We start from the raw sequence: 22827 nt of genomic DNA on the forward strand, positions 1-22827 counted from the left end.
ACTGTAGCGCTTCTGTTTGCCCACGGGCGGCAATGTGTTGATGGCGGCGAACTTCACCTGCAGCCAGGTCGTCTCGTCCTGATCGGTGGCGCGACCTGGCTTCGAGCGATTGGTGGCATCGCTGTGCGCCGGGCAAGTCGGGGCGGTACTGTGTTTCGACGCATCCCGGCTGGCGCGCAACGGCCGCGACTGGCATCACGTGCTGGAGCTCTGCGGCCTGGTTGAGGCGCGCGTCATCGACCTGGGTGGCGTCTACGATCCCTGCCGGCCTAACGATCGACTCCTGCTCGGGCATGAAGGGCTCCATCAGCGAGTTCGAACTCGGCGTGCTCAGGGCGCGCATGCTTGATGCCGCGCGCGCCAAGGCGCGCCGCGGCGAGCTGCGCATCAGCGTGCCGATTGGCTATATCTGGCACCGCGAGATCGGTCTCGGTTTCGATCCCGACCTCCGCATCCAGGAGGTGATCCGGCTGATCTTCGCCCGGTTCCGCGAGTTCGGCAGTGCGCGGCAGGTATTCCTGTGGCTGTTTGCAGAGCAGGTCCACTTCCCCCGGCCGTCCGACGGCAAGAAGCTGGTCAGCTTCGAATGGACGCCGATCCGCTACCGCAATTGATTTCGGTGCTCAAAACCCGCAGGCGCCTATGCCTACGGCAAAGGCGAGAAGCGCACCGAGATCGTCGATGGACGCGCCCGAACGAGTTACGGCCGCCGCAAGCCGCTTGAGGAGTGGGAGGTTCTCCTGAAGAATCACCACGACGGCTATCTCGGCTGGGCCGAGTTCGAACGGAACCAGAAGCAGCTTGCCGTCACAACTATGCCAAGGTCGGAGGGGCGAAGTCCGGCCGCGGCGGACGGGCTCTGCTGGCGGGCTACTTTCCTGTGGACGTTGCGGGCGCCGTTTGATGGTAAGCTACTCAGGCCGTCCGCCGGGTCAGCCCGTCTACCGCTGTGATCGTCCTAACCTGATGCTCGGACTGCCCCGGTGCTTTACGTTCGGCGGTCTCCGCGTCGACGCCGCAGTCGCCAAAGAGCTGCTCCGCGCGGTCGAACCGATGGCGATCGAGGCGGCAATGGAGGCCGGACGGAGGTGCATGGAAGCTCGCAGTGAACAGCAGCGCATCGTGGAGCTCGAGCTGCAACAGGCTCGATACGAAGCCTCGCTCGCGGAGCGGCGCTATGCTGCGTGCGGTCCCGATAATCGCCTCATTGCCGCGCAGCTCGAGAAGAGTTGGGATGGCGCTTAGTCGCGTCGAGGCGTGCGAGACACGACCGAAGGCGGAGCAGACGCCGGACCCGGCGGCCGCTCCGCCCAACTTCGCCGGGCTGGCCGAGGATCTCGACGCTGCGTGGAAAGCTCCGGGCGTAACCATGCGCAATCGCCAACGACTCCTTCGCGCGCTCGTCACCGACATCATTGCGGACGTCGACGAAGCGACACGCGAGGTCATCCTGACGATCCATTGGCGCGGCGGCCAGCGCTCGCAATTGCGGGTCCGCAAGCCGTAGTCGGGCGAGCATGGATGCACCACTTCCCAGGACGCCCTGGAGGTCATCCCCAGCATGGCGGGGCGCTGGGCCGACGACCATATTGCCGCCTCTCTCAATCGGATGGATTTGCGCACCGGACAAAACAAAACCTGGACCGCCAAACGGGTGAGCTCAATCCGTCGTGTCAATGGGATCGATGCGTATCTCTCGGCCGACAAGACCAGCGAATGGCGCACCATGATGGAAGCGGCCACGGAGTTGAACGCACTAACCACACCGTCCGCCGCCTCATAAAGGAGCAAATTCTTCCCGCCCGTCAGCTTGTTCGGGGCGCGCCATACCATACCCGCGCCAGCGACCTCGAAGACGAACGGATCAAGGCCGAACTGGCGCGCAATACTCCGCGTTGCATCCACGACGACAACCAGGAATCGCTGTTTTCCGCCATTTGAAAAGGAGGTGCATAATGAATCAGTCTTCGCGATGCCGCGCAGGGCTCGCTCGGCTGCATTGTTCGATAGGCAGATCCGCCCGTCGTCGGGGAACCGGGTGAAGGATGACCAGCGGCGCCGCATGTAGTTGAAGGCCTTGGTCAGATCGTGTCCGCGCGAGAGCTTGTCGCGCGTCTCAATCATCCAGCGCTCGAGTTCGGTGACCAACGGCACGCTCCGCTCCTGGCACACGGCGTGGCGTTGGGCCGGCGACAGGCCGTTGATCTCGCGCTCGATATCGAACAGGGCATCGATGCGCTTCACGGCTTGAACCGCGAGCGGATAGACCAGGTTAGGCTTCTCGCCGCGCGCCTTCTTGCGCGCCGCCGCTTCGATATCGGCCAGCTCGAACACTTTGCGGCCGGCTGTGGGCCTAGCAGCTGGCTTCCAGAACAGGCGCCGGCTGACGACCCGTCGCATAGAGCTCGCCATAACCGCCAAAGGCATCGGCCTGCAGAATGCCGCTCTAGCCGGCGAGATGCGCCGCGGGATGTTCCCCTCGACGATCGCGGGAATAATAGAACACCGCCGCCGGCGGATGGGCGCCGCCGAACGGTCGGTCATGGCGCTTATGTAGAGATCTACATCGTGCCAACTCCGCCGTCTTCCCACTCGAAGCGCAGCAGCCGGTGCGCCATATCGGTGCCGAGATCGGGGAGCCGTCGGGATGGAAAAGAAGCCCGTTCGGAAAGCCGGTCATGTTGGCCAGCGCGCGGCCCTTTCGATCCTGGCCCGCCGCAAGGAGCTGCCCGCCATGGGGGAGCTGGTCGGCGAAGGTCTCCCAAGCGGCCGTCGAGTCGCAGACGCTGGATACACCACGGGATCATCGGCTCGGCGAAATTCAGCTTCTCATGCGATTCCGGCGCAAGCCCGCCATTGTTGCAGATGTAGGCGCACCGTCGGTACCGAGCCGCATGCCGTTAGGCGCGCCGGGAAGCGTGGCCAATTCGCGCACCGCGCCGTCCTTGAAGGTGCGGACCTTGGCGTGGAGCAAATCGACGAAGGCGATCGTACCGTCCGGCAGCGCTACCGGTCCTTCCGGGAAGCCCAGGCCCGTCACATGGATTTCCTTCGAATGTTTCATCACTCCTCTGTCTTCAGCGACCGCGTTTGGGCAGAAGTGTGGGATGTTCGTCCGGAAGCAATCGACGGTCTGTCGCAGCGTCTTCTTGCGACATACGGCAATGCCTTGGCATGGTGCGAGAGGCTCGGGCCATTTCGGATTGCAACCACGAAGGTTGGCTCGGCGCGATAGGCTTCCTGGCTCTATGGTGACGACGATAACCGTCCAAGTTTGCTTAAATGAAAAACTTGACCACTGGTTGTGTTGCGCGCCCGCGCATCGAATTGGCGCTACGCCGGCATCGCTACCCTTAAAAGTCAGTAATTGACCAGCAGGTCACGAGACATTCTGCTCAGTGACTTCGCGCCGTTCTCGGTCACGCGAACAGTCTCGCTGAAGATGTAGCCATCATCCTTCTCAAAAATGCCGATGAGGACGTGGAAGGTCATGTTGGGTTCAATTACGGTGTGGTCGTCCTCCTGGAAGCTGCCTCCGCCGTCGGTCCAAGCCAGACCAATGGAGTAGCCGCTCCTGGATTCCTTCCGCACGCCAAAAGGTTCAAAGGCGCGCTTGAATGCTCGCGCAACATCCGAGCAAGTAACTCCCGGCCGTATAGCCTCGAACTGCGCGAGAAAGCCGTCCAAGGCGGCTTGATGCAGATGCTGCGCCCGAGCGGTTGGTTCGCCCAAGAATACTGTCCGTGACAAGGCGCAGGCATAACGGTGTCGGAAGCCGGCTATCTCGAAATTGGTCTGGCTGCCCATCCTGTAACTCGCGTCGGACCACATAATATGCGGTGCGTTCGCGGGAGAGCCAACCGGCATAGTTGGAAACGCGCAAACACCCCCGGGAATTTCCGGCGTGCCTTTGATCAAAGCATGCATTACGGCAGCCGCTACGTCGCATTCGCGCGCGCCAGCAGCAATCTCCAGCCGGCCCATCTGCATGGCTCTGTCCGCAATCTTTCCAGCCTGCTCCATGTAGGCAAGCTCAGCTGGTGACTTTACCGTCTTCAGTTTGGAAATCATGCCATCGGCATCGATTGCCTTCGACAGGTCCAAGCTGTTGGCGAGGGCCGTATGAGCCTTCACTCCAAATACCTTAGCCGTCAGTTCGATCCCAATGCGGCTCGACTTGGTACGCTCGCGGATCAGATCGCCGATCGGCTCCCATGCCGTCCGCTGGCTCGACCCGATGTATTTCTCGGGATAACTGAGGATGCGCGATTCCGGCAGGTATGAGGTGGGCGTTGCACACAAAGTGTCGATCTCGCGCAGGATAAGCCACGGATCTTCCTCTTCTTGACATACGAGGGCGAGCTGCGGAACGTATTCTGAGTATCCGTCATAGCCCGTGAGATAGTTCATGTTTGACTCGTTCATGACAAGCAGCGTGTCAATGCCATGCTCCGCCATCTCCTGGCGAAGTCGGCGCGTGCGTTCGCGGTATTCCTGGTGACTAAATGCCGGCATGAGCAGCTTTCTCCTATCTTGCCTATTTTTGATAAAATGACGATTGCACGAGGCTGTCTTGGCTTTGCTTTCCTCAAAGGCGTAACATTGGCTAACTCGCAAAGTCCTCAAAAACCATGCGTCTTGCCGAAATCCTTCAAGACGCGGCGTCTAATGAGGGATTTCACCGCTGGCCTGCTAATGGTTTTTCGGACAGGCTGTGCAGCTAGCTATAGCTAGTGGTATACGCCTGACATAAGAGTCCGGCTGGGGATTGCCTTTTGTGAGTGCGCATACGAGTCTGGCGCATGCGCACAGGAATATTGCTCACCGTTTCTTCGATTGATCGTCAGCGTCTGGGCGCGCTCATCCGGGATCGCAATACGCCGCAGAAGCATGTCTGGCGCGCCGAGATCATCCTGCTGAGCATCAACGGCACCGGCACCGTCGAGATCATGCGGCAAACCGGCAAATCGAAGACCTGCGTGTGGCGCTGGCAGGAGCGCTTCGCCGCGGAAGGCTTCGAGGGACTGTTGCGCGACAAGACGCGCCCCTCGCGCATTGCCCCACTCCGACCTGAAGTCGGCGTGGTGGCACTGAGGTTGCAGGACCCGCCTGGCGAGACGACGCACTGGACCGCCGACATGATGGCGCAAGCGGCTGGCATCAGCGCAAGCGCTGTGCGTCGCATCTGGAAGGCGCACGGGCTGCAGCCCAACCGCTGGCGCCAGTTCAAGCTCTCCAACGATCCCCAGTTCGTCAACAAGCTGCGCGACGTCGTCGGCCTCTATGTCGATCCGCCGGCTCACGCCATCGTGCTGTCGGTCGACGAGAAGAGCCAGATCCAAGCGCTCGACCGCACCCAGCCCGGCCCTGTGAAGAAGGGAAGGCTCGGCACCATGACCCACGACTACAAGCGGCATGGCACGACCACCCTGTTTGCCGCCCTCAACGTGCTCGACGGCACCGTTATCGGCAAGAACATGCAGCGGCATCGCCATCAGGAGTTCATCCGCTTCCTCAACGCCATCGCTGCGCAAATGCCGGCCAGCAAGGCCGTCCACGTCGTCCTCGACAACTACGCCGCCCACAAGCATCCCAAGGTGGGCGCTTGGCTCGACCGCCATCAGCGCTTCACCTTCCACTTCACGCCGACGTCGTGCTCGTGGCTCAACGCGGTTGAGGGCTTCTTCGCAAAACTGTCGAAGCGTCGTCTCAGGCGCGGCGTCTTCCCACTCCGTCGTCGACCTCCAGGCGGCGATCAACCGCTTCGTTGCAGAGCACAACCAGCAACCTAAACCCTTCACTTGGACCGCCGATCCAGACAAGATCATCGCCGCCGTCAAACGCGGGCACCAAATGTTAGATTCCATCCACTAGGCTATGCCGTTGATATTATTTGTATGCGACAACCATGAGGCGCGAGCTATCGGATGTAAACGCTCCACCTTCCTCCCCATAAGCTTCAACAGTCTCGAACCCCGCGCTTCGTAACATGCGAACATATTCAGAAAACCCATACTGCCTGTAAGAAAGGTGCGTTCGTCTAACGCGTCCATCGCAGACGATAATCCTTTCGAGGTTCTGGCGATCGCTTAGCACATCGTTGCTAAATATATCGATTCGTACATCGTCGTTACGCTGCGCAATGGAACACACGGGAAACTTGTGCCGCAGTGACTCGAAGCGATTGGGGTTATCGATTAGCAGACGCCCGCCCTTTCGAAGTGAAGAAGCGGCTTCATGAAGAACTCTCTCATTATCAGCGTCATTGAAATAGCCAAAGGTCGTGTACCACAGAAAAGCCGCGTCGAATCGATCTCGCCAGGGAAGTGAGCGCATGTCGCCCAGAACATACTCGACATTTACTCCGCCTTCAGCCGCATCCGCTTCGGCTTTTTTTAGTAAGTTCGGCGAGATATCAAGTCCGGTTACCTGCGCTCCTTTTTCCGCCAATCGGTTGGTAATCCGCCCATAGCCGCACCCGAGTTCAAGAACTGAGCTGTCTTGTGTAAGAGAAAGAAGCTTCCAAATTATTCCTACTTGTCGATCACTTGCCTTCGGCGGATTGATCACATCTCCAAAATGGATGTAATCATTACTGAAGTATAACTGAAGTTCTGACAAAGATACTTTATTACTAACGTTGTATGTCACTTGTTTTCCTTTCTACTTTACTGGAATTTTAATCAAGTTTTGCACACATCGCAGAGCAACTAAAGAAAATGTTTGTGAAGTGTTTTCATAGCGTTTGTAAAAGTTTTGCGACAGTCATTGGCCATGCCCGCGTTGGAGGTTGTATCGTGAGCCGGCATGGGGTCTCTCGAGGCACTGTTCCGGCCTTCTCTTCCGCTGGGCGCATACGCACCCCGTCGCCGTCTCCAACAACCGCCTCATCGACATCGAGGACGGCACGGTTCGTTTCCGCTGGAAGGACTACCGGCCCAGCAATCGGCAAAAAGTCATGGCCGTCTCGGCGGACGAATTCATCCGCCGCTTTTTGCTGCATGTTCTGCCCGAAGGCCTTCATGGCATCCGCTACTTCGCTTCGTTGGCAATCCCCACCGGGCGCAAAAGCTCGCCCGCTGCCGCGCCCTGCTCATGCCGGCGGCGGCGGCTGCCTCAGCCGAAAAGTACGACCACGACCGCACCGAAGGAGCTCACCCAGGCTTTGCCTAAGGAAGTGTCCAGCCTGTTATCAGGGCCAGATAATCTCATCGAAACATTCGACGGCCTCACGCCAGGCCCGCCATACCAGGATACGCCATTACAGAAGGCATCAGCTTCCTTCTTCGCCACATCGGACCGACCCGCTTGGACGCAAACGGGGCAGGCCCGAGCGGAGCGTGAGCCATTATGCCTGGCAGCCTCTTCCGGTTTGACCCCGTGCCCATCGCGACCGAGCAACATTTTGACCTCTGCCACCGGCAGAGCGGTAGGCACCGTGGGGGCCAGCGACGGTGGTTCACGCCGGCGCGCACCGTCTGGTAGGTTCTGCAGGTCGTAGATGATCGCCGCAGAAAGCGTCGGCGGAGGTCCGCAGACCCGAATCTGCGTATTCCGACGAAGCCGGCCATCGATTCCGATTTGAAGCCGGCCAGTCATTCCGATTTCATTCCGGCCGGTGTTCCGACTTGAAGCCGGCCATTTTTCGGACTGATCCTGGGTCTCGTTGATGTTTGGATTGGGTTTCGTTTCAGGTCAAGCTTGCGCTGTTTCGGTCGCTCTTGGCGAGCGCTGTTTTCGCATGCTTTCACCGGTGAGATCGATGCGATAGGCGTTGTGAACGAGGCGGTCGAGGATGGCATCGGCCAGAGTTGTGTTTGCAATGATCTCGTACCAGTGATCCAGGGGCAGCTGACTGGTGACGATTGTCGATCGGCGTTCGTAGCGATCTTCAATGATCTCAAGCACATCACGCCGCTGGTCATCATTGAGTTTTTCCGGTCCCCAGTCATCGAGAATGAGAAGGTCGGTTTTGGCGAGTTGCTTGAGGATCCGGCCATAACGTCCGTCGCCTCTCGCGAGGGCAAGTGTTGCAACAGCCGGGGGACGCGGTGATAGGCGACGGAAAATCCTCTCGGCAAGCTTTGTGGCCAAGCGCACAGGCCAGCCAGCTTTTGCCGACGCCGGCTGGCCCGGTGATGAGAAGACTGTGATGCTTGCGGATCCAGTCGCAGCCGGCGAGCGCCATGAACAGATTGCGGTCAAGACCGCGTGCGGCACGAAAGTCGGCATTCTCGATCTGTGCGTTATGGCGAAGCTTTGCAGCCCTGGCGCGGGCTTCGAAACGCTTCTGGGGGCGCATGGTAGCCTCGCGCTCGAGCAGCATGGCAAGCCATTCGCCATGCTCGAGGCCGCGTGCTTCGGATTGTGCGTCGAGTTCCTGGAAGCGGTGGCCATGCCATGAAGCCCGAGTTCGCGCAGCATGTCGATGGTCGGATTGATCAGCATTGGTGTGTCTCCTCAATGAAAGTAATCAGGGCCACGCAGATTGGCATGATCGACGATGGCGGTCGGTTCGGTGGAATGCCTTGCGGCCTTGTGATTGGCGATCGAGCGAGGCGATGCTCTTGCAGTTCAGGCCACCGATCTCGACAGCGCGGGCTGACACGGCTTCGGCCCGATTGCGATCGATGTCCCGAAACAGGCGCAGGACACCCAGGCATGTTCGAAAGCCTTGTTCAGGATGTGGGCGGCTGGCGAGGATTGCGACAACCAAGCCTTCCGTCTCGGGGCCGACGGATGCGGCCCAGCGGCGAAAGCGCTCCGGCGTCCATTCGGCATAGCGCCGGTGGGAACTGGGCATGTGATCCGGATCGGTTCCATGGCGAGGACCTCCATAGCGGCGCTGATGCACCGCGATGCGCTTGCCGCGGTGGAAGATCTCGATGGTGCGCGCCGTTGCTCTCAGATCGACCTGCTGACGAATGAGGCTGTGGGGCACGGAATAAAAGAAGGTCTTGAACTCGACATGATAATCCGTCGAGACGCGGGCCAAACGCCATTCGGCAAACTCGTAATCCTCCAGTGGAAGACTGGCCAAAGCCGGGCGCTCGACGGTCTCGAAGAGCTGCCGGCGACTGACGCCCAGCCGGCGCATGACGTGGTCGTTGATGCGATCGAGCGCCTGGGCAATGGCGGCATTGGCTTCAGCAAGCGAGAAGAAGGTCTGATTGCGCAGACGCCCCAAAATGCAGGACTGGGCGAAACGCACGCCGTTCTCGACTTTCGATTTGTCCTTCGGCCGTCGCGGCCGTGCCGGAAGAACGCCGACGCCATAATGGGTGCCATCATGCCGTAGCTGCGATTGATCTCGGGATCGTAGAAGCTGGCGCGGCTGACGCCCGACTTCAGATTGTCGGGGACGATCAGCCGGGGAACGCCTCCGAAGAAACGAAACATCCGAACATGCGAGCCGATCCAGTCGGGAAGTGTTTGTGTCCATGTTGCTTCAGCATAGGTGAAGCTGGATGCGCCGAGCACCGCCACGAAGATCTCTGCCTCGCGGATCTCACCGGTCTTGCGATCGACAATCGGAATCTTTGCCGGAATAATCGACGAAGACCTTGTCGCCGGCCGCATGCTCCTGGCGCATCGTCGGCGAAAGCCGCTGCTCGAAACTGCGAAAGAGTTCACAGAAGCGACTGTAGCCATATCCTTCGGGATGCGACCCACGATACTCCTCCCAGAGGATGAGCAAGGTGACACCGGGCTTCTTGAGCTCGACCGCAAGATCGGGCCAGTTCGGTTCCGTGCGTCGTCGCGTGCCCTGTTTGACGCCGTTGCGACTGAAGAGCTTGTGCTCAAGCGCATCGTCGGTCAGCTCGCCCGGCAAGGGCCAGCTCAATCCAACCGCGGCTGCACGCTGCAAATTATCCTGCACCGTGCTGCGCGCTATTCCCAACACAACGGCAATCTCGCGGGAGCTCGTCCCGCTTCCGGCAAGCCGCAGCATTTGTCGTAACTGTCTCCTGGTCAGCCTTCTCTTTGCCGGCATCAAAATGTCCCCCGTTCATGGCGAGGTGATTGATGCCAAAGTTGCTGACCCAGGAGGTAATGTTCAGTGACGAAAACCGGCCGGCTTTTGATTGGAATGGTGGCCGGCTTCAAATCGGAATGGTGGCCGGTCTTTGATCGGAATGGCGGCCGGCTTCACGTCGGAATCCGCAACTCATACCAAGAGTCATGGGGTTGACCGACATGGGCCCATTGGCGCATCCCGATTGATGTGATGGTCTCGGAAGCTGCGAGGAGTTTCTGCCAGGCGTCGCAGGCCGCATCGATGATATCGTCATAGCTGTCGAAGACACGGTTGGAGAGCCAGTTCTGGGACTTGCTTACCGAAACGAAAGCCGTCGAGGAAAAACTGACCGCGTTGCATCGCTCAGATGAATGCAGCAGGCGCCTGGCCGAAATTCCGGGTGTCGGGCCGCTCGGCGCATCGCTTTTGATGATGAAGACCCCAGATCCCCGAACGTTCAAGTCGGGTCGCGATTTTGCCGCTTGGATAGGACTCACGCCCAAAGACCATTCGACCGCAGGCAAGGTCAGACTGGGGGTGATCATACGTGCTGGCGACGAAATGCTGAGGAGCATATTGGTGGTTGGCGCGACTGCTCTTCTTCAGCACGTCAGAGCAGGAACCAGACATACTTCCCGATGGCTCACCGAACTGCTGCAAAGAAAGAAACCGAAGTTGGTTGCGGTGGCGCTCGCCAATAAGATTGCCCGTGTCGCCTGGAAGCTCATGGTGAGCGGCGAGGCGTATCGGCGGCCAGAAGAGCAAACGCAAGCCACATAGGAATTGGCCATCACGGTGAGCAGAATAGAGTGCTACCGTGTTGAGCTGATGCTGTGAACTTACAAGAGAAAAGCAGATGGTGCGATCGATCGATCCAAGACGCGTGATACTCCGTCAATTCCATTGGCCTTTCAAGGTCGGTGCCGTGTTAGGAACATGCGTTGCGGAAACCATCTTGGCCAGTGGTCATGTGCGACCACATACAAAGGCCGAACATATGGAAGCAAGCGATCCGATCAAAAATACCTGTAAAAACACTTGCAAGCGGGGGCCGTCCACATATGGAATTGGAAGGCAGACCGGGAAGCACGGTGCTAACTGGAGCGTGTGGCGGCATGATCGCTCGTCGGTCAAGGGGGCCGGTCGCCGCTCGGCCCGCCGCGGCGTCCTCGGTTGCGCCTTCGCGCCCGATGCTGGACGATGCGGCCTTCGAGACGTTCCTGCACAAGCAGCGGCCGCATCCGTCGGTCTTCGGCATGGATGGGCTCGACGGCTATCTGACGGCGCTCATCATCGGGCCCCGCTTCATCGACCCGCGCCAATGGATTCCTCTGTTTGCAGGCGAGAAAGCGCTGGTGGCGCTCGAAGGCACGAGCGAGGCGCTCGCCGTTCAGACGCTCGTTGCCAACTATGACCGGATCTCGAGCGGGCTTGCCGAAACGCCGGAAACCTGGCGCCCGCGCTTTGCGCGGCGCAATGACGGTTCGTTCGACCCCTTCCACTGGTCGACTGCCTTCCTGCTTGCTACCGGCCATGCCGCAAGGCTCTGGCGCCCCGTTCTCCGCGGTCATGCCGCAACCGGCGACATCATCGCCCGATCCGGGACACAACGGGGGTGAACTCCCGTCTCGACGACGCGGGCGTCGCCGCCGTTGCAAAGGCGATCGTCGCCATTCGCTAGTACTTCATGCCCAAGCGAGTCAAAGCGGCCCGCAGCTGAATCCTGCCTCTGCGAAGCCTCACAGGAGGTGAAGCCGCATGACTGTTCCGGGCATTGGAAAACCACTATTTCGAGGGTTATTATCGCAGGTCGTGCCGGACTAGCCGGACGCTGTCGCCGACCGGCCGGCAAATGCCAAGCAAACCCCGATGTCGCGCGCCCGCCGCTGAAACGGACAAGCATAACGATTGGGCAAGGTCCCAGCCGCGCGTCATGTCCTAGCGTTATATTCGCGGGCATGCCAAGAGGGGACGAGCCCTGAGGCATTCATCTACGGGCTGGCGCGACGAGAACCTTATCAGCCATACGAATCAGCGTCCAAGTCGGATTGGGCACGATGCCAGCGATTTGCCGCGGACGCCCTAATGTTGATAGACGTCCTGTTCAGATTGTTCCTGTTCGCGAAGGGGCGGCAATGCTGTGATGGACCAACTGATTAAGTCGACAGCACGCTTCAGTATCGCCTCGGCCTCAGCATGGCTGGGTGACGCGGCGACGACATATCCCATAGAGTCTCGGTTGTCGCCTTTCCTGACGATCGGTATCTTGGGTTTGACGTACAATTTGACCTCGGCAACACCTGGAACGGCAGCCGCCCGGTTGCCGCCATCAATCCAATCGAGGATGCCATCTCGATCAGGAAGCAGGCTTCGCGCGACCACAGTCTGCGAATGCCTTTTGCGCAAAACCCGTTCCTCGCCGATGACAAGCTTGAGATGCTCGGTGACGAGATCCACACCACAAGCCAACTGAATCAATTTAGGATCACCACCACCCGGCATACGCGGATTGACTTCGATGACGACTGGGCCATGCTTCGTCCACCGGAATTCGATGCATGTTGGCCCCCAGCCGAGGTCAAGAGCTCGCAGACAGCTCAACGAGACCTCAGTGATACTTTTACACGCGTCATCAGTCAGCGGGGCCGGAAGGGTGTAGCCACGAAAGACGAAATGCGGTGGGGGGCCAAATTCGGTGGCGGCGATAGCAATGACCTCGTTTCCCATTAAATGCGCGATATAATGGGGGCCCTGAGCGAATTCTTCGACCAGTATCCTCGGAGGAGACCGCCATATATGCTTCCCACCCAACAGAAAGAGCGAATGTTCGACAATCTCATCGAGATTGCGGCACAATCGAACACCTCTGCTGTCGCTACCTACGGCTGGCTTAACAATCACGGGGAGGCCGATGTCTGCGGCTGAGCGTTCTATCTCCGCCGCGTTCGCGGCCAGGCGATAAGCCGGCATTGGAACGCCAGCCTTCGCAAGGATCCCACGTTGAAGGAATTTGTCGCAGCACTGTTCAATCGATGCGGGGTTCGGTCCTGGTAGATCGAAATGTCGACAGAGCTTGCCAACTGTTGCAGAGACCGACTCGTCGCCCGCAAAACCAGTAATGCCAGCAATATCATAGGTCTCACGCAGACGGGAACATTCGCGGATCAGCGGATCGAGATCGTGTGTATCAATACGGATTGCCTCGATCCCTTTCGGATAGTCGTGTTGAGTCGGATGCGCCGTCAGGGCAATTGGATAAAGACCAAGATGGTGGGCCGCTTGGATGTATAGCGGACCGTTACCCCTTGACCATTCAACCATAATGAGCGCTCTTTTTGCCATTTGAACCTCCGTTGCGTGCTGTGTGCCAGTTCGATCCATCTATTTTTCAGCCGTGCCACTCACACGTTGCCGCGAGCGTATCATCGTCTGCGATTTTGCGGTTGCAAAGAGTCCATAAATTTATTTGAAGGAACTAATGCAACGATCCGATTTTGCACGTAACGAAAGTTGTCGAGCAGTAGGTGAAGCCGGAAATCGGCGAAGCGACCTGAACCGCAGATCACCATTCCGGCCGGTGGCTTCTTGAACGGCCGCAACGAAAAGGCCTGAGAGAACAACGTCAGCGACATGGCGCGGTCGCTGATGAGGGAGTTCCAGGCGGAAATGGCGTAAATTGCGACATATGATGGCAGATACGAGAAATGTTCCGCACCATCGAGCAGTGTCAATCAGCGTGGGAAGATCGAAGGCATCGGCGCCGTGACGGTGCTTCAAGAACGGCCGTCAGTTCGCGGCCTGGCTCGGCTTGCTGCCGAAACAACGATCCAGTGGAGGGCGAGCCCGCCTATCCCGTATCAGCAAATGCGTCGATCGCTACTGCACATTGATGATTTAAGGGCTCGTGCTGCGCTCGGTAAAGCAGCCTGCAAGCAGGATCCGCCGAAGCCTCTGGCGGCAAAGGCGGCATCTCAATGTCGCGGCTGTTGTCAATGACCACGGAATCGGGACCCTGGGTTTTCATGTAAAAGGGGGTCTGACGCACTCTCGATGATATTTTCTTTCAGGCAGCACCGATCAAACGTGCTTGGAGGAGGTCAAGCTTTCCGCGGCCGTACATCTGCCGTTTTACAAGCTTGAGCTTGGTGATCTGTCCTTCCGTCTGCCCGTTGGACCATGGCTCGGTGATCGCGGCGCGGACGGCAGCGCGGTCGCGAATGATGCCATTGGCGAAAGACGCGATGGGGTTTTTTTGGCGTCGGCGATCCACGGCTCGAGCTCATCGGCGACTTTCTTGCGGAGGAAACCAGGGATCAAATTGCGTGCTTCCACCAGCATGGGCACACCCGCCTCGATGACAGCGATCATCACAGTGTCGGTTTGTTCAGATGATCGCGCGCCGTCGTCATCAACCGTGCGATCGTTCTGGCTGACGGCACCTTGTGGAGTTGCTGATCGGATGCCTGTTCGACGCGTCGTCGTCGCCTTGCCCATTCGCTGACGACACCCCAGACGTCCCCGAAAGCCCTTTGTCTTCAGCCGTCGCCAAAGCTCGCTTGCATTGTGGCAACCGGATTTGCATTGCCCTTCCAGCGAGGGCAGCCAGGCTTCGAGTGAACTCTGGCGGACGCGGAAGATATCGGTCCGCTGGCCACGGACCACTTGACGGACCAGCTTACGGATGTGGCCGGTGCGACGCACGATCTCCTTTATGGGGATGTCTTCGCTGGCAAGTCTCATGATTTGCCGCGTTTGTCTCCTCACGCCGCAGATAGCCCTCGTATTGCAGCTTCTCCGCGTAGGTGAGCAGGTCGGGATTGATCGTCGTAGCGCCGATCGCAGTTCGGATTCTCCGCATCGACTTGCGGACGGCGTCGAGGAAAGCCGCACTCGCATTCTCCATGAGATGCCAGCGGTCGGCGACCTGAACCGCTTCGGGCAACGCCTTCGCGGTGGCTTCACCGTAACCGCCGCCGCGGTCGCGCGAGACGGTTTCGATCTGAGATGGTCGGCGAGCCAGGCCTCGACGGTGGCAACCTCACGATCAGGCAACAGCGTCACGATCCGCCGCCGCTCCAGATCACAGACGATCGTGCCGTAGCGATGGCTGCGACGGAAGGCCCAATCATCAATGCCGACAATTTTGAGAGGATCTGTTTGTAAACAGGCTCATCGCCGCACCACCCGCAGCAGCGTGTCATTATTGACCGGGACCATCAGCCGCTTCGCAAAACTGGCCGCCGGCCGGCCGCCGAGTGCCAGCCCAAGATGATGAACGATACACTCCAATCGCGAGGTCCGGCGGGATCGCTCGGCGACAACGCAGTCGTCAAAGCGTTCAGCGAAGATTCGTCGACGGCACAATGGCGCATCGCAGATAGAGCGCCGGGCGACGAGGTGAAGCTCTACCTTCATCCCGATACAGGGAAGATCCGAAACTCGTCGAAGATAGCGGCTATGGATCCGGTGCGACACTCTGCGGCAAAGAGGGCAAGGTCGCGCTCGCGCCCCTGAGCGGGCGGTAACGGCGATCACTCGTTCGCTCTCGGCGGTGGCCTCGACGGCTAATCCCGCCGGGAGCAAGGACGACAACGCAAATTTCTCACCATAGTGCTGATTCCCCTCAGAAAACAGCACAACGCCAGCAGCGAAAATCATCAAATGTGAGTCAGAGCCCCACTTGGACGAAAATCACCCCTTAAACAGGGTTCTCATTCCACGAAAAATGACAGCGAGGAAGTGCCGGTGTCTTGCAGAAGCGCCGCCAAGGCGCCAAGCACCGGAAAAACGACCCTCGGGCCAGCTGTGATGCACCAGCTCGCGCTGACTATCCGGTCGAACATCCAGGCCGGAATCTCCAACCAACGGTCCGACACACGCCCGGAGAGGCTGCCGCGGAAGACTGCCGCGTCACCCTTCTCGATAACTTCATGGATATGGACCTGCCGACCAGCCCAGAGATGAAACGGATAAAAAAGCTCGCGCTCAACACCGGTCTCGTGGGTGTTCTGTCGTCGATTTGTACAACGAGGAACGCCCACATGGGGCGATCGGGCACAAAGCCCCGATCTCGTTGCTCAATCACGATCGCGCCGCCAGCCCGCCATCGTGAGAAAGCCGGGAAAGCTCTACCTTCCGGCCGTCCAGAGAATGGGATCGGAGCAGAACAGCCGAGGCTCTACTCGCCACCTCCGCGTGGCAAGGGCGTTCTGACATTGATGACAGGTCGGTCGGGTGCAGGCATGTATTCGGCCTTTTAATGCGGCCTGTTCATGCCGCTCAAAAAGCGCGTTGACCTGTCTGGATCCGATCCGCGGACTTCATCGGGGCCAGCGCATCAGCACCTCACCGATCTCTGCGTATCCTCTGCGACTACGTCACGCTGCCGGCGAAGTTGCGAAGCGCTTGCCCGTAGTCATCAGCGCCCAGACGATCCGCGCCATCTTCTTCGCAAGAGCAACGGCGACGGCATTATGGGCTTCTGCGTCAGAAGCTCGGCAGCCCACTGGGTAGGCGCTGCTTTGCCCTTGCGGCTGAACCTGAGGACGGCATGTGCGCCAACTACAAGCAGTCGACGGATATAGGGATCGCCCTGCTTGCTGATCCGGCCGAGCCTATCCTTTCCTCCGGACGAGTTCTGTCGCGGCACGAACCAAGCCGCGAGTTGCCGGCCGGATTTGAACAGGGAGGCGTCCGTCACGGTTGCAACGATCGCGCTGGCGGTGATTGGACCGATGCCGGGGATCGTTTCCAGTCGCCGGCTCAGTTCATTCGAGCGGTGCCAGGCGTGAATCTGATGATCTAGCTCACGGATCTTGTCGTGCGCCGCCCGTAGCTGCTCGACCAAGGGAAGAAGCGCATCTCGGGCAAGCGGCGGGATTAGCTGGTATTCTCGTCTTCGGCGAGCCCGATCAGCATCCCGACGCCGGCAATGCCCTGGCGCGTCACAATCCCGAACTCGGCCAGGTGGCCGCGCAGCGCGTTCACAAGCGTGGTCCGCTGCCGGACCAGAAGCTCACGAACTCGATGCAACATCAGCACACTTTGCTGTTCCTCGCTCTTCACCGGAACGAAGCGCATCGACGGCCGCGTCACCGCCTCGCAGATCGCCTCCGCGTGCGTCGCGTCATTCTTCTGCCGTTTGACATATGGCTTCACATAGGAGGCTGGCATCAGCCGGACTTTATGACCCAGCCCCATGAGAACGCGGGCCCAGTGATGGCTCGTTGCGCAGGCTTCAATGCCGATCAGGCATGCCGGCAAAGACGCAAAGAATGCGACGACATCGTCGCGACCCAAGTTCCGGCGCACAACACCGCGCCCTCCGCGTCCACGCCATGCACCTCCTGAAAGACGTGCTTGGCGACATCCAGACCGACTGTGCTAACCTTCTCCATGGACGGCTCTCCCTCATGTGACCTTGGACAGCCACACTTTGGCACATTGCGATGCCGGGAGCGGAGGCCGTCCACAACATCAGGTCACTGGGAAGACTCGGCCAGCCGCCCCGTTGGAAACAGCATAGTGACAAACATGTCTCGGGTTTCACGGGAATGCACACCTTTAGCCGACGAATTCAGGAATCGACACCAATCGCCATGGAAACCAAGGCTTGGAGGTTTACCGTTGCCTCAGGGCGGACAGAGGAATTGGTGAATTGGCTTTCACTGGCTTCGTCACGACAAGGCTGTAGTATTGTTCGATCCCCAATCCTGCCTGCAGGAGTCCCTCCATGAAATCTTGATACGCAGCCATGGAAGGAGACGAAACGCGCATCAGATAGTCGATCCGTCCCCCGATTGCCCAGCAGTCCAGGATTTCCGGGACGTTTTGGATGGCAGTCTCGAAGTGTCTTTGATCCTCGAGACGATGGCGGTCCAAAACCACTTCCACCATTATACAGATGATGCCCCCGATGAGGGCTGGACTGAGTCGCGCATAGAATCCCTCAATGATGCCTGCGGCTTGCAGCACGCGGAGCCGTTCTGAACAGGCCGACGCTGAAAGGTGAACACGCTTTGCGAGCTCGGTTTTTGAAATCCGACCATCTGACTGGATCTCTGAAAGAATCCGGAGGTCCCAAGTGTCCAGTCGCACAGGATCGGGTTTCGACTTCATGACGTTTTGCTCTCAAGTGGTGGGTCGACAGCGCAATTAGTTCTCACCAATTCTATCATCAAATTAATTCAGTGGACGTCATCCGTCCTCGGCCCGAAATGCGTAAGTGCGAGGTTGCCGAAAGTCGGGCGACTGAGAGCAATCCAAGCAGAAGTGCTGTAGAAGAGTTGAGCTATTGCCCCTCCCCTAACCCGGATCTCTCATACTGTCTGTCGCAAAAGAGCTGATGGCGGGGTCGGCTTGGGGGCTTGAGGTTGGTGCAAACGGCATTGACCGCAGCGCGGTTGTTGCTTTTCGGCGATGTTCCTTGCTGTTGACGGGAGGGTGGACCGGGGCGCTCAAGCGGCTGCCGCGAGCCTGGCGTAGGTCAGGGCCCATTCGCGCTGGAAGGGGCAGGCTGAGTTCATGGCCAGCTTGATGCGGCGCACCGAGATGCTGACCAGGGCCCCGATCTTGAACAGCTTGAGGCGGATGGTGGCGCAACTCGCCCTGGCGAGCCGAGTGTTGGCCAGGCCGACGCGGCGTAATGCGCAGATCAGCACATAAGCCATGGAGGCGAACCAGAGCCTGAGCTGGTTGGCGCGCATGGTGGCGGCCGAGGTGCGGTCGGCAAATAGGTCGAGCTGGCATTCCTTGATGCGGTTCTCCATCTCGCCGCGGGCGCAGTAAAGATCCTCGTAAAGGCTGCGGGCCGGCCAGGCCTCGGCATCGAGCGAGGTGACGACGAAGCGCGGGTTGGCCGCACCTTGTGTCCACTCGGCCTTGGCCACGATCCGGCGCCGGCAGCTCCAGCTCTTGCGGGTGGTCCACAGGAAGTCCTTGAAGCGGCGGGCCGGACGGCCGGTGAGGCTGCTCTGCTTTGGCCTGCTCCAGTTCGGCCCCGATGTGTCGGGCCAGCCGCACGTTGCGGGCCAGGCCAAACAGGGAGTCGACGGCGTTGTTCTCGCACCAGGCCATCAGTTCCTCGCGGGCGAAGCCGGAATCGGCCCGCAGCACGATGCGCACCTTGGGCCAGCGCTGGCGTAGCTGGCGCACGATCCGCTCGACCTCCTCGATCGCGCCGGCGGCCGCGTCGATGTTGGCGGACCGCAGCTTGGCGCACAGCAAGTGATCGCCGCAGAAGATGTAGAGCGGCAGGTAGCAGTAGTACCGGCAAAGCGACCAACCAGCCCGATCGCCCGGCCCGTCAGCCCCAACAACAGCGCACCGGCATCGGAGGTGATTGTTCCGCCGTCAAAACCAGCCACAACTGCGTGCTTTTCAACAGGTGCAAAATCGAACCGATCCGTTATACACTCTGTTTGCATCGGGGTGTTCCTAGATCAACTAAGCTGTTGTCGCAAAACAATGTTCGGAACCCCGATGCACTTCAACAATGTGAGATATTGGGGCTAGGCGGGCGATGACGCGTTTGGAGACGGGTGTTCGCCTGTCTGCGGCTACCTCATCGTAAATGGATAGGCTCTTTTTTGGTATCTGCGGTGCTTGTCCTGATTGGCACCCTCGACAGCACGCGAGCCTCAATCGCATGGGCGGCAGGTCGATGCGCTATTTACATCCGAGCATTTGGCATCGAAGGCGACTTGCAGGCCTTACTATCTGGCTCGCCGAGGAGCTGAACCACAAATGGCCGCTTGTATTACGGATGCGGCCCAAAATCCGAGGCGGGAGTCTGGCCGGATCGCAAAGCCGGGAAGACTCAAACGCCGATGCTGCGGGCGATGCTGTCGGCCGCCATGCGCTTACGCCACTCCAGAGGCCCGGAATTGTGGATGGAGTTTCCCTCAACATCAACAGCCATGATGACCGGCATGTCCTGGACCTCGAATTCATATATGGCTTCCATGCCGAGGTCTTCAAAGGCCACGATCCGCGCTGCCTTGATCGATTTTGAAATCAGATAGGCGGCACCACCCACTGCGATGAGATAGGGCGTCTTGTGTTTGACGATCGACTCGATAGCCGCCGGTCCCCTTTCCGCTTTCCCGACCATCGCATATAGCCCAGTCTCGGCGAGCATCTTTTCAGTAAAACCATCCATGCGGCTGGCGGTCGTCGGTCCAGCCGGCCCGACGACCTCATCCCCTACTGCGCGGACGGGTCCGACGTAGTAGATCATCCGTCCCTGCAGATCGACCGGGAGCGGCTTGCCGGCATCGATCAGCTCGACCATTCGCTGGTGGGCGGCGTCACGGCCCGTCAGCATCTTACCGGACAAAAGAAGGGTTTCCCCGCAGCGCCACGATGCCGTCTGTTCCTTCGTGAGCGCATCGAGATTGACCCGGCGGACGCCGGTTGTGTGCAACTCCTCTTGACCGATCTGGGGCCATTCGGAAAGGTTGGGCGGCTGGAGCTGTGCCGGCCCTGTTCCGTCCAAGGTGAACTTCAGGTGCCGGTTGGCCGCGCATTGCGGAATGAGCGCGACGGGCTTGGACGCGGCGTGAGTGGGATAGGTAGCAACCTTCACGTCAACGACCGTGGTCATGCCGCCTAGGCCCTGAGCGCCGATGCCCAGCGCATTAATTCTTTCATAAAGCTCGATCCGCAGCGCCTCCTCCGCGTTGGACGGCCCCCTGACGATCAGTTCCGACATGTCGATCGGTTCGTTCATGACCTCCTTGGCAAGCAGCATCGCCTTTTCAGCGCTGCCACCGATGCCGAGCGAGATCAGGCCGGGCGGACACCATCCGCTGCCCAGCGTCGAAACGGTGTCGACTACCCAGTCGGCAACGGACGCACTGGGATTCAGGGTTGCGAAACGCGCCTTGTTCTCGGACCCGCCCCCTTTTGCGGCGATGGTAATCTCAATCTGGTTGCCGGGCACGAGGTCGACGTGGACGACTGCCGGCGTGTTGTCTCGCGTGTTCACCCGCCCGGCAAGCGGATCCGAGACGATCGATGGCCTAAGCGGGTTATCGGGGTCAAGGTATGCCCGGCGGACGCCCTCATTCACGAGGTCAGCGAAACTGGCCGCAGACTTGATGCGAACGCCCATCCCCACCTTGGCGAAAACCACGACGAGACCGGTATCCTGACAAATTGGACGCCGTCCGAAGGCCGCCATGCGGGAGTTCAGCAGGATCTGCCCGATGGCGTTCTTCGCCGCCGGGCTCTGTTCGCGAGTGTATGCCTGCGAAAGGTACCGGATATAGTCGGGAGGATGATAATACGAGATGTACTGAAGGGCGTCTGCGACGCTCTTTGTGATATCCTCCCCGGCAAGGTTCCGTCTTGTCCTATTCACGAAATCTCATCCCAATGAACCGAACCCGTTGACCAGTTTCAGGCTCTGGAAGCTCCGCACCCCCTGCTCGCCTCCTTCATATCCATACCCGCTCTGTTTAACGCCTCCATACGGCGCATCTGCTGAAACCCCTTTAAGATAATTTACACTAAGAGCGCCGGCCGAAAGACCGCCGATCAGCGCCCGTTTGGTATCGTCAGCACCGGTGAAGAAGTAGGCGGCCAAGCCATAGTCAGTGGCGTTGGCTTCTTCGATCGCCTGCTCGATCGTATCGAACGGCGCCACGGTGAGGATCGGTCCGAACGGCTCGTCATGAAGCACTCTGGCATCCTTTGGCACGCCTGTTAGGATAGTTGGGGGCCAGTAAAAGCCCGGCTGATCAAGGCGGGTGCCACCGGTTTCGATGGTGGCGCCGCGATCGACCGCATCCTTGGTCAGACGCTGCATGGCCTCGATTCGCCGTTCATTTGCCATTGGCCCCATCTCCGTCGCCGGATGGTCCGGTGGACCGATCTTGATCTTGCGGGCGGCTTCCGTTATCAGCGATAGGAATTCCTCATAGAGAGACCGCGCGACGAGGATCCTGCTGGGCGCATTGCAGCTTTGACCCGCGCACTCGAACTTGTATTCCGTGATTGCCGGTATAGCTTTTGCCAAGTCGGCATCATCGCATATAACAACAGGGGAGTGCCCACCGAGTTCAAGGATGCATCGCTGCAAGTTACTCGCGGCGAGCTTAGCGAGCTGTTTTCCAACCTCGGTTGAGCCAGTGAACGTTAGGACCTTCACGATCGGCGAGCTGAGGAGATGGCGGGATATTTGCACCGGCACGCCAAAGACGAGATTGACCACGCCGTCCGGAATACCCGCTTGACGTAACGCTTCGACGAAATGGACAGCCGCGCTCGGTGTCTCTTCCGCCCCTTTAAGGATCACCGGGCAGCCTGCCGCCAAAGCAGGGGCGAGCTTGCGAGCGATAAGAACGGCGGGATAGTTCCAAGGCGTAAAGGCAGCAACGACGCCAAGGGCCTCGGGGATGATCATCCGGTTCGGGCCTAACTGAATCGGGGCCGACAGCTCTTCGGCGTGCATACCGTTCCATTCCAGCGTTTCGACCGCGCGCGCGTACTCGCCTGTTGCTTCGGCAATCGTCTTTCCCTGTTCGGCTGACAGGACTCTAGCCGCCGCTTCAACCTTCGTTGCCAGAATCTTGGCGGCTGCTACAAGAATCTCGCCACGATCTTTTGCAGGCCGTGAGGACCAGGACTTGCGGCTGCGCTCTGCCGAAGCGAGGGCCTCATCCAGATCCGGTATCGTCGCCGAGGCCACCGAGGCAAATACCATCTCCGTCGCCGGATTGATTACCGGCAGAGTGCCTCCGCTACCACCGGCTCGCCATCTGCCATTGATGAAAAGCTGATAGCTCGTGGCGTTGGACATCCCATGC

Annotated in this window: 11 protein-coding genes and 12 pseudogenes; 6 read left to right on the forward strand and 17 right to left on the reverse strand. The window is 59.5% G+C overall.

Features of this window, described 5'->3' with window-relative positions; all coding sequences use genetic code 11:
* Positions 1–82: 82 nt before the first annotated feature.
* A pseudogene (locus tag NKJ73_RS31820) lies at positions 83–1941 on the forward strand (recombinase family protein); the annotation flags it as partial.
* A 27-nt stretch (positions 1942–1968) separates the two neighbouring features.
* On the opposite strand, the pseudogene NKJ73_RS31825 reads toward NKJ73_RS31820, so the two are convergent.
* The 3 genes and pseudogenes from NKJ73_RS31825 to NKJ73_RS31835 form a co-directional block, all read right to left on the reverse strand.
* Positions 1969–2557, reverse strand: a pseudogene (locus tag NKJ73_RS31825) (IS66 family transposase); the annotation flags it as partial.
* Between the two features lie 264 nt (positions 2558–2821).
* Positions 2822–3064 (reverse strand): SMP-30/gluconolactonase/LRE family protein, encoded by a 243-nt coding sequence (locus tag NKJ73_RS31830; protein WP_352572277.1) that lies wholly within the window; start codon positions 3062–3064, stop codon positions 2822–2824.
* A gap of 296 nt (positions 3065–3360) precedes the next feature.
* Positions 3361–4515 carry a M24 family metallopeptidase gene (locus NKJ73_RS31835; protein ID WP_352572279.1) on the reverse strand — a complete coding sequence of 385 codons (1155 nt, stop codon included), beginning with the start codon at positions 4513–4515 and terminating at the stop codon, positions 3361–3363.
* 287 nt (positions 4516–4802) lie between these two features.
* On the opposite strand from NKJ73_RS31835, the pseudogene NKJ73_RS31840 reads away from it, so the two are divergent.
* Positions 4803–5874 (forward strand): annotated as a pseudogene (locus NKJ73_RS31840) (IS630 family transposase).
* A 15-nt stretch (positions 5875–5889) separates the two neighbouring features.
* Here NKJ73_RS31840 and NKJ73_RS31845 read toward each other — a convergent pair.
* The gene (locus NKJ73_RS31845; RefSeq protein WP_352572281.1) at positions 5890–6651 is read right to left on the reverse strand and encodes a class I SAM-dependent methyltransferase; all 762 of its coding nucleotides are present in this window, start codon (positions 6649–6651) and stop codon (positions 5890–5892) included.
* A 133-nt stretch (positions 6652–6784) separates the two neighbouring features.
* Here NKJ73_RS31845 and NKJ73_RS31850 point away from each other — a divergent pair.
* Positions 6785–7258 (forward strand): annotated as a pseudogene (locus NKJ73_RS31850) (transposase); the annotation flags it as partial.
* 437 nt (positions 7259–7695) lie between these two features.
* Here NKJ73_RS31850 and istB read toward each other — a convergent pair.
* Positions 7696–8448 (reverse strand): annotated as a pseudogene (gene istB, locus NKJ73_RS31855) (IS21-like element helper ATPase IstB).
* Between the two features lie 12 nt (positions 8449–8460).
* Positions 8461–9994, reverse strand: a pseudogene (istA, locus tag NKJ73_RS34395) (IS21 family transposase).
* 357 nt (positions 9995–10351) lie between these two features.
* Between istA and NKJ73_RS31870 the strand changes: the two are divergent.
* Positions 10352–10798 (forward strand): annotated as a pseudogene (locus NKJ73_RS31870) (transposase); the annotation flags it as partial.
* Between the two features lie 410 nt (positions 10799–11208).
* Positions 11209–11699, forward strand: a pseudogene (locus tag NKJ73_RS31875) (UPF0149 family protein).
* 401 nt (positions 11700–12100) lie between these two features.
* Here NKJ73_RS31875 and NKJ73_RS31880 read toward each other — a convergent pair.
* Together NKJ73_RS31880 and NKJ73_RS31885 are read right to left on the reverse strand one after the other, a co-directional pair.
* Entirely contained in the window at positions 12101–13360 is a 1260-nt protein-coding gene (locus tag NKJ73_RS31880) for an ATP-grasp domain-containing protein (RefSeq protein ID WP_352572289.1), read from the reverse strand.
* Positions 13361–13440: 80 nt separating this feature from the next.
* Entirely contained in the window at positions 13441–13749 is a 309-nt protein-coding gene (locus tag NKJ73_RS31885; protein ID WP_352572291.1) for a hypothetical protein, read from the reverse strand.
* Between the two features lie 41 nt (positions 13750–13790).
* On the opposite strand from NKJ73_RS31885, the pseudogene NKJ73_RS31890 reads away from it, so the two are divergent.
* Positions 13791–13960, forward strand: a pseudogene (locus NKJ73_RS31890) (transposase); the annotation flags it as partial.
* Positions 13961–14081: 121 nt separating this feature from the next.
* On the opposite strand, the gene NKJ73_RS31895 reads toward NKJ73_RS31890, so the two are convergent.
* The 9 genes and pseudogenes from NKJ73_RS31895 to NKJ73_RS31935 all read right to left on the reverse strand — a co-directional run bounded on the left by NKJ73_RS31895 (position 14082) and on the right by NKJ73_RS31935 (position 22820).
* Entirely contained in the window at positions 14082–14288 is a 207-nt protein-coding gene (locus tag NKJ73_RS31895) for a transposase (protein ID WP_352572293.1), read from the reverse strand.
* Between the two features lie 405 nt (positions 14289–14693).
* Positions 14694–15160, reverse strand: a pseudogene (locus NKJ73_RS31900) (ISL3 family transposase).
* 27 nt (positions 15161–15187) lie between these two features.
* On the reverse strand, positions 15188–15676 hold the full coding sequence (locus tag NKJ73_RS31905) for a transposase family protein (protein ID WP_352572310.1): 489 nt from the start codon (positions 15674–15676) through the stop codon (positions 15188–15190).
* Between the two features lie 53 nt (positions 15677–15729).
* Complete coding sequence (locus NKJ73_RS31910; protein ID WP_352572314.1) at positions 15730–16059, reverse strand: hypothetical protein; 330 nt, start codon at positions 16057–16059, stop codon at positions 15730–15732.
* Positions 16060–16395: 336 nt separating this feature from the next.
* A pseudogene (locus NKJ73_RS31915) lies at positions 16396–17415 on the reverse strand (IS110 family RNA-guided transposase).
* 223 nt (positions 17416–17638) lie between these two features.
* Positions 17639–18136 carry an Lrp/AsnC family transcriptional regulator gene (locus NKJ73_RS31920; RefSeq protein ID WP_352572295.1) on the reverse strand — a complete coding sequence of 166 codons (498 nt, stop codon included), beginning with the start codon at positions 18134–18136 and terminating at the stop codon, positions 17639–17641.
* 338 nt (positions 18137–18474) lie between these two features.
* Positions 18475–19282: pseudogene (locus tag NKJ73_RS31925) on the reverse strand (IS1380 family transposase); the annotation flags it as partial.
* A 553-nt stretch (positions 19283–19835) separates the two neighbouring features.
* Complete coding sequence (locus NKJ73_RS31930) at positions 19836–21380, reverse strand: fumarate hydratase (protein ID WP_352572296.1); 1545 nt, start codon at positions 21378–21380, stop codon at positions 19836–19838.
* 6 nt (positions 21381–21386) lie between these two features.
* Positions 21387–22820, reverse strand: a complete 1434-nt coding sequence (locus NKJ73_RS31935) for an NAD-dependent succinate-semialdehyde dehydrogenase (RefSeq protein ID WP_352572298.1) — start codon at positions 22818–22820, stop codon at positions 21387–21389.
* Positions 22821–22827 lie beyond the last annotated feature (7 nt).

It is taken from the genome of Mesorhizobium sp. M0074, from assembly GCF_040322975.1.
Classification (GTDB): Bacteria; Pseudomonadota; Alphaproteobacteria; order Rhizobiales; family Rhizobiaceae; genus Mesorhizobium.

Bases quoted from the DNA above. Each gene is read 5' to 3' on its own strand.
- NKJ73_RS31905 (WP_352572310.1), bottom strand. From the start codon at position 15,676: ATGATTTTCGCTGCTGGCGTTGTGCTGTTTTCTGAGGGGAATCAGCAC.
- NKJ73_RS31880 (WP_352572289.1), bottom strand. From the start codon at position 13,360: ATGGCAAAAAGAGCGCTCATTATGGTTGAATGGTCAAGGGGTAACGGT.
- NKJ73_RS31935 (WP_352572298.1), bottom strand. From the start codon at position 22,820: ATGTCCAACGCCACGAGCTATCAGCTTTTCATCAATGGCAGATGGCGA.
- NKJ73_RS31830 (WP_352572277.1), bottom strand. From the start codon at position 3,064: ATGAAACATTCGAAGGAAATCCATGTGACGGGCCTGGGCTTCCCGGAA.
- NKJ73_RS31920 (WP_352572295.1), bottom strand. From the start codon at position 18,136: ATGAAGTCGAAACCCGATCCTGTGCGACTGGACACTTGGGACCTCCGG.
- NKJ73_RS31835 (WP_352572279.1), bottom strand. From the start codon at position 4,515: ATGCCGGCATTTAGTCACCAGGAATACCGCGAACGCACGCGCCGACTT.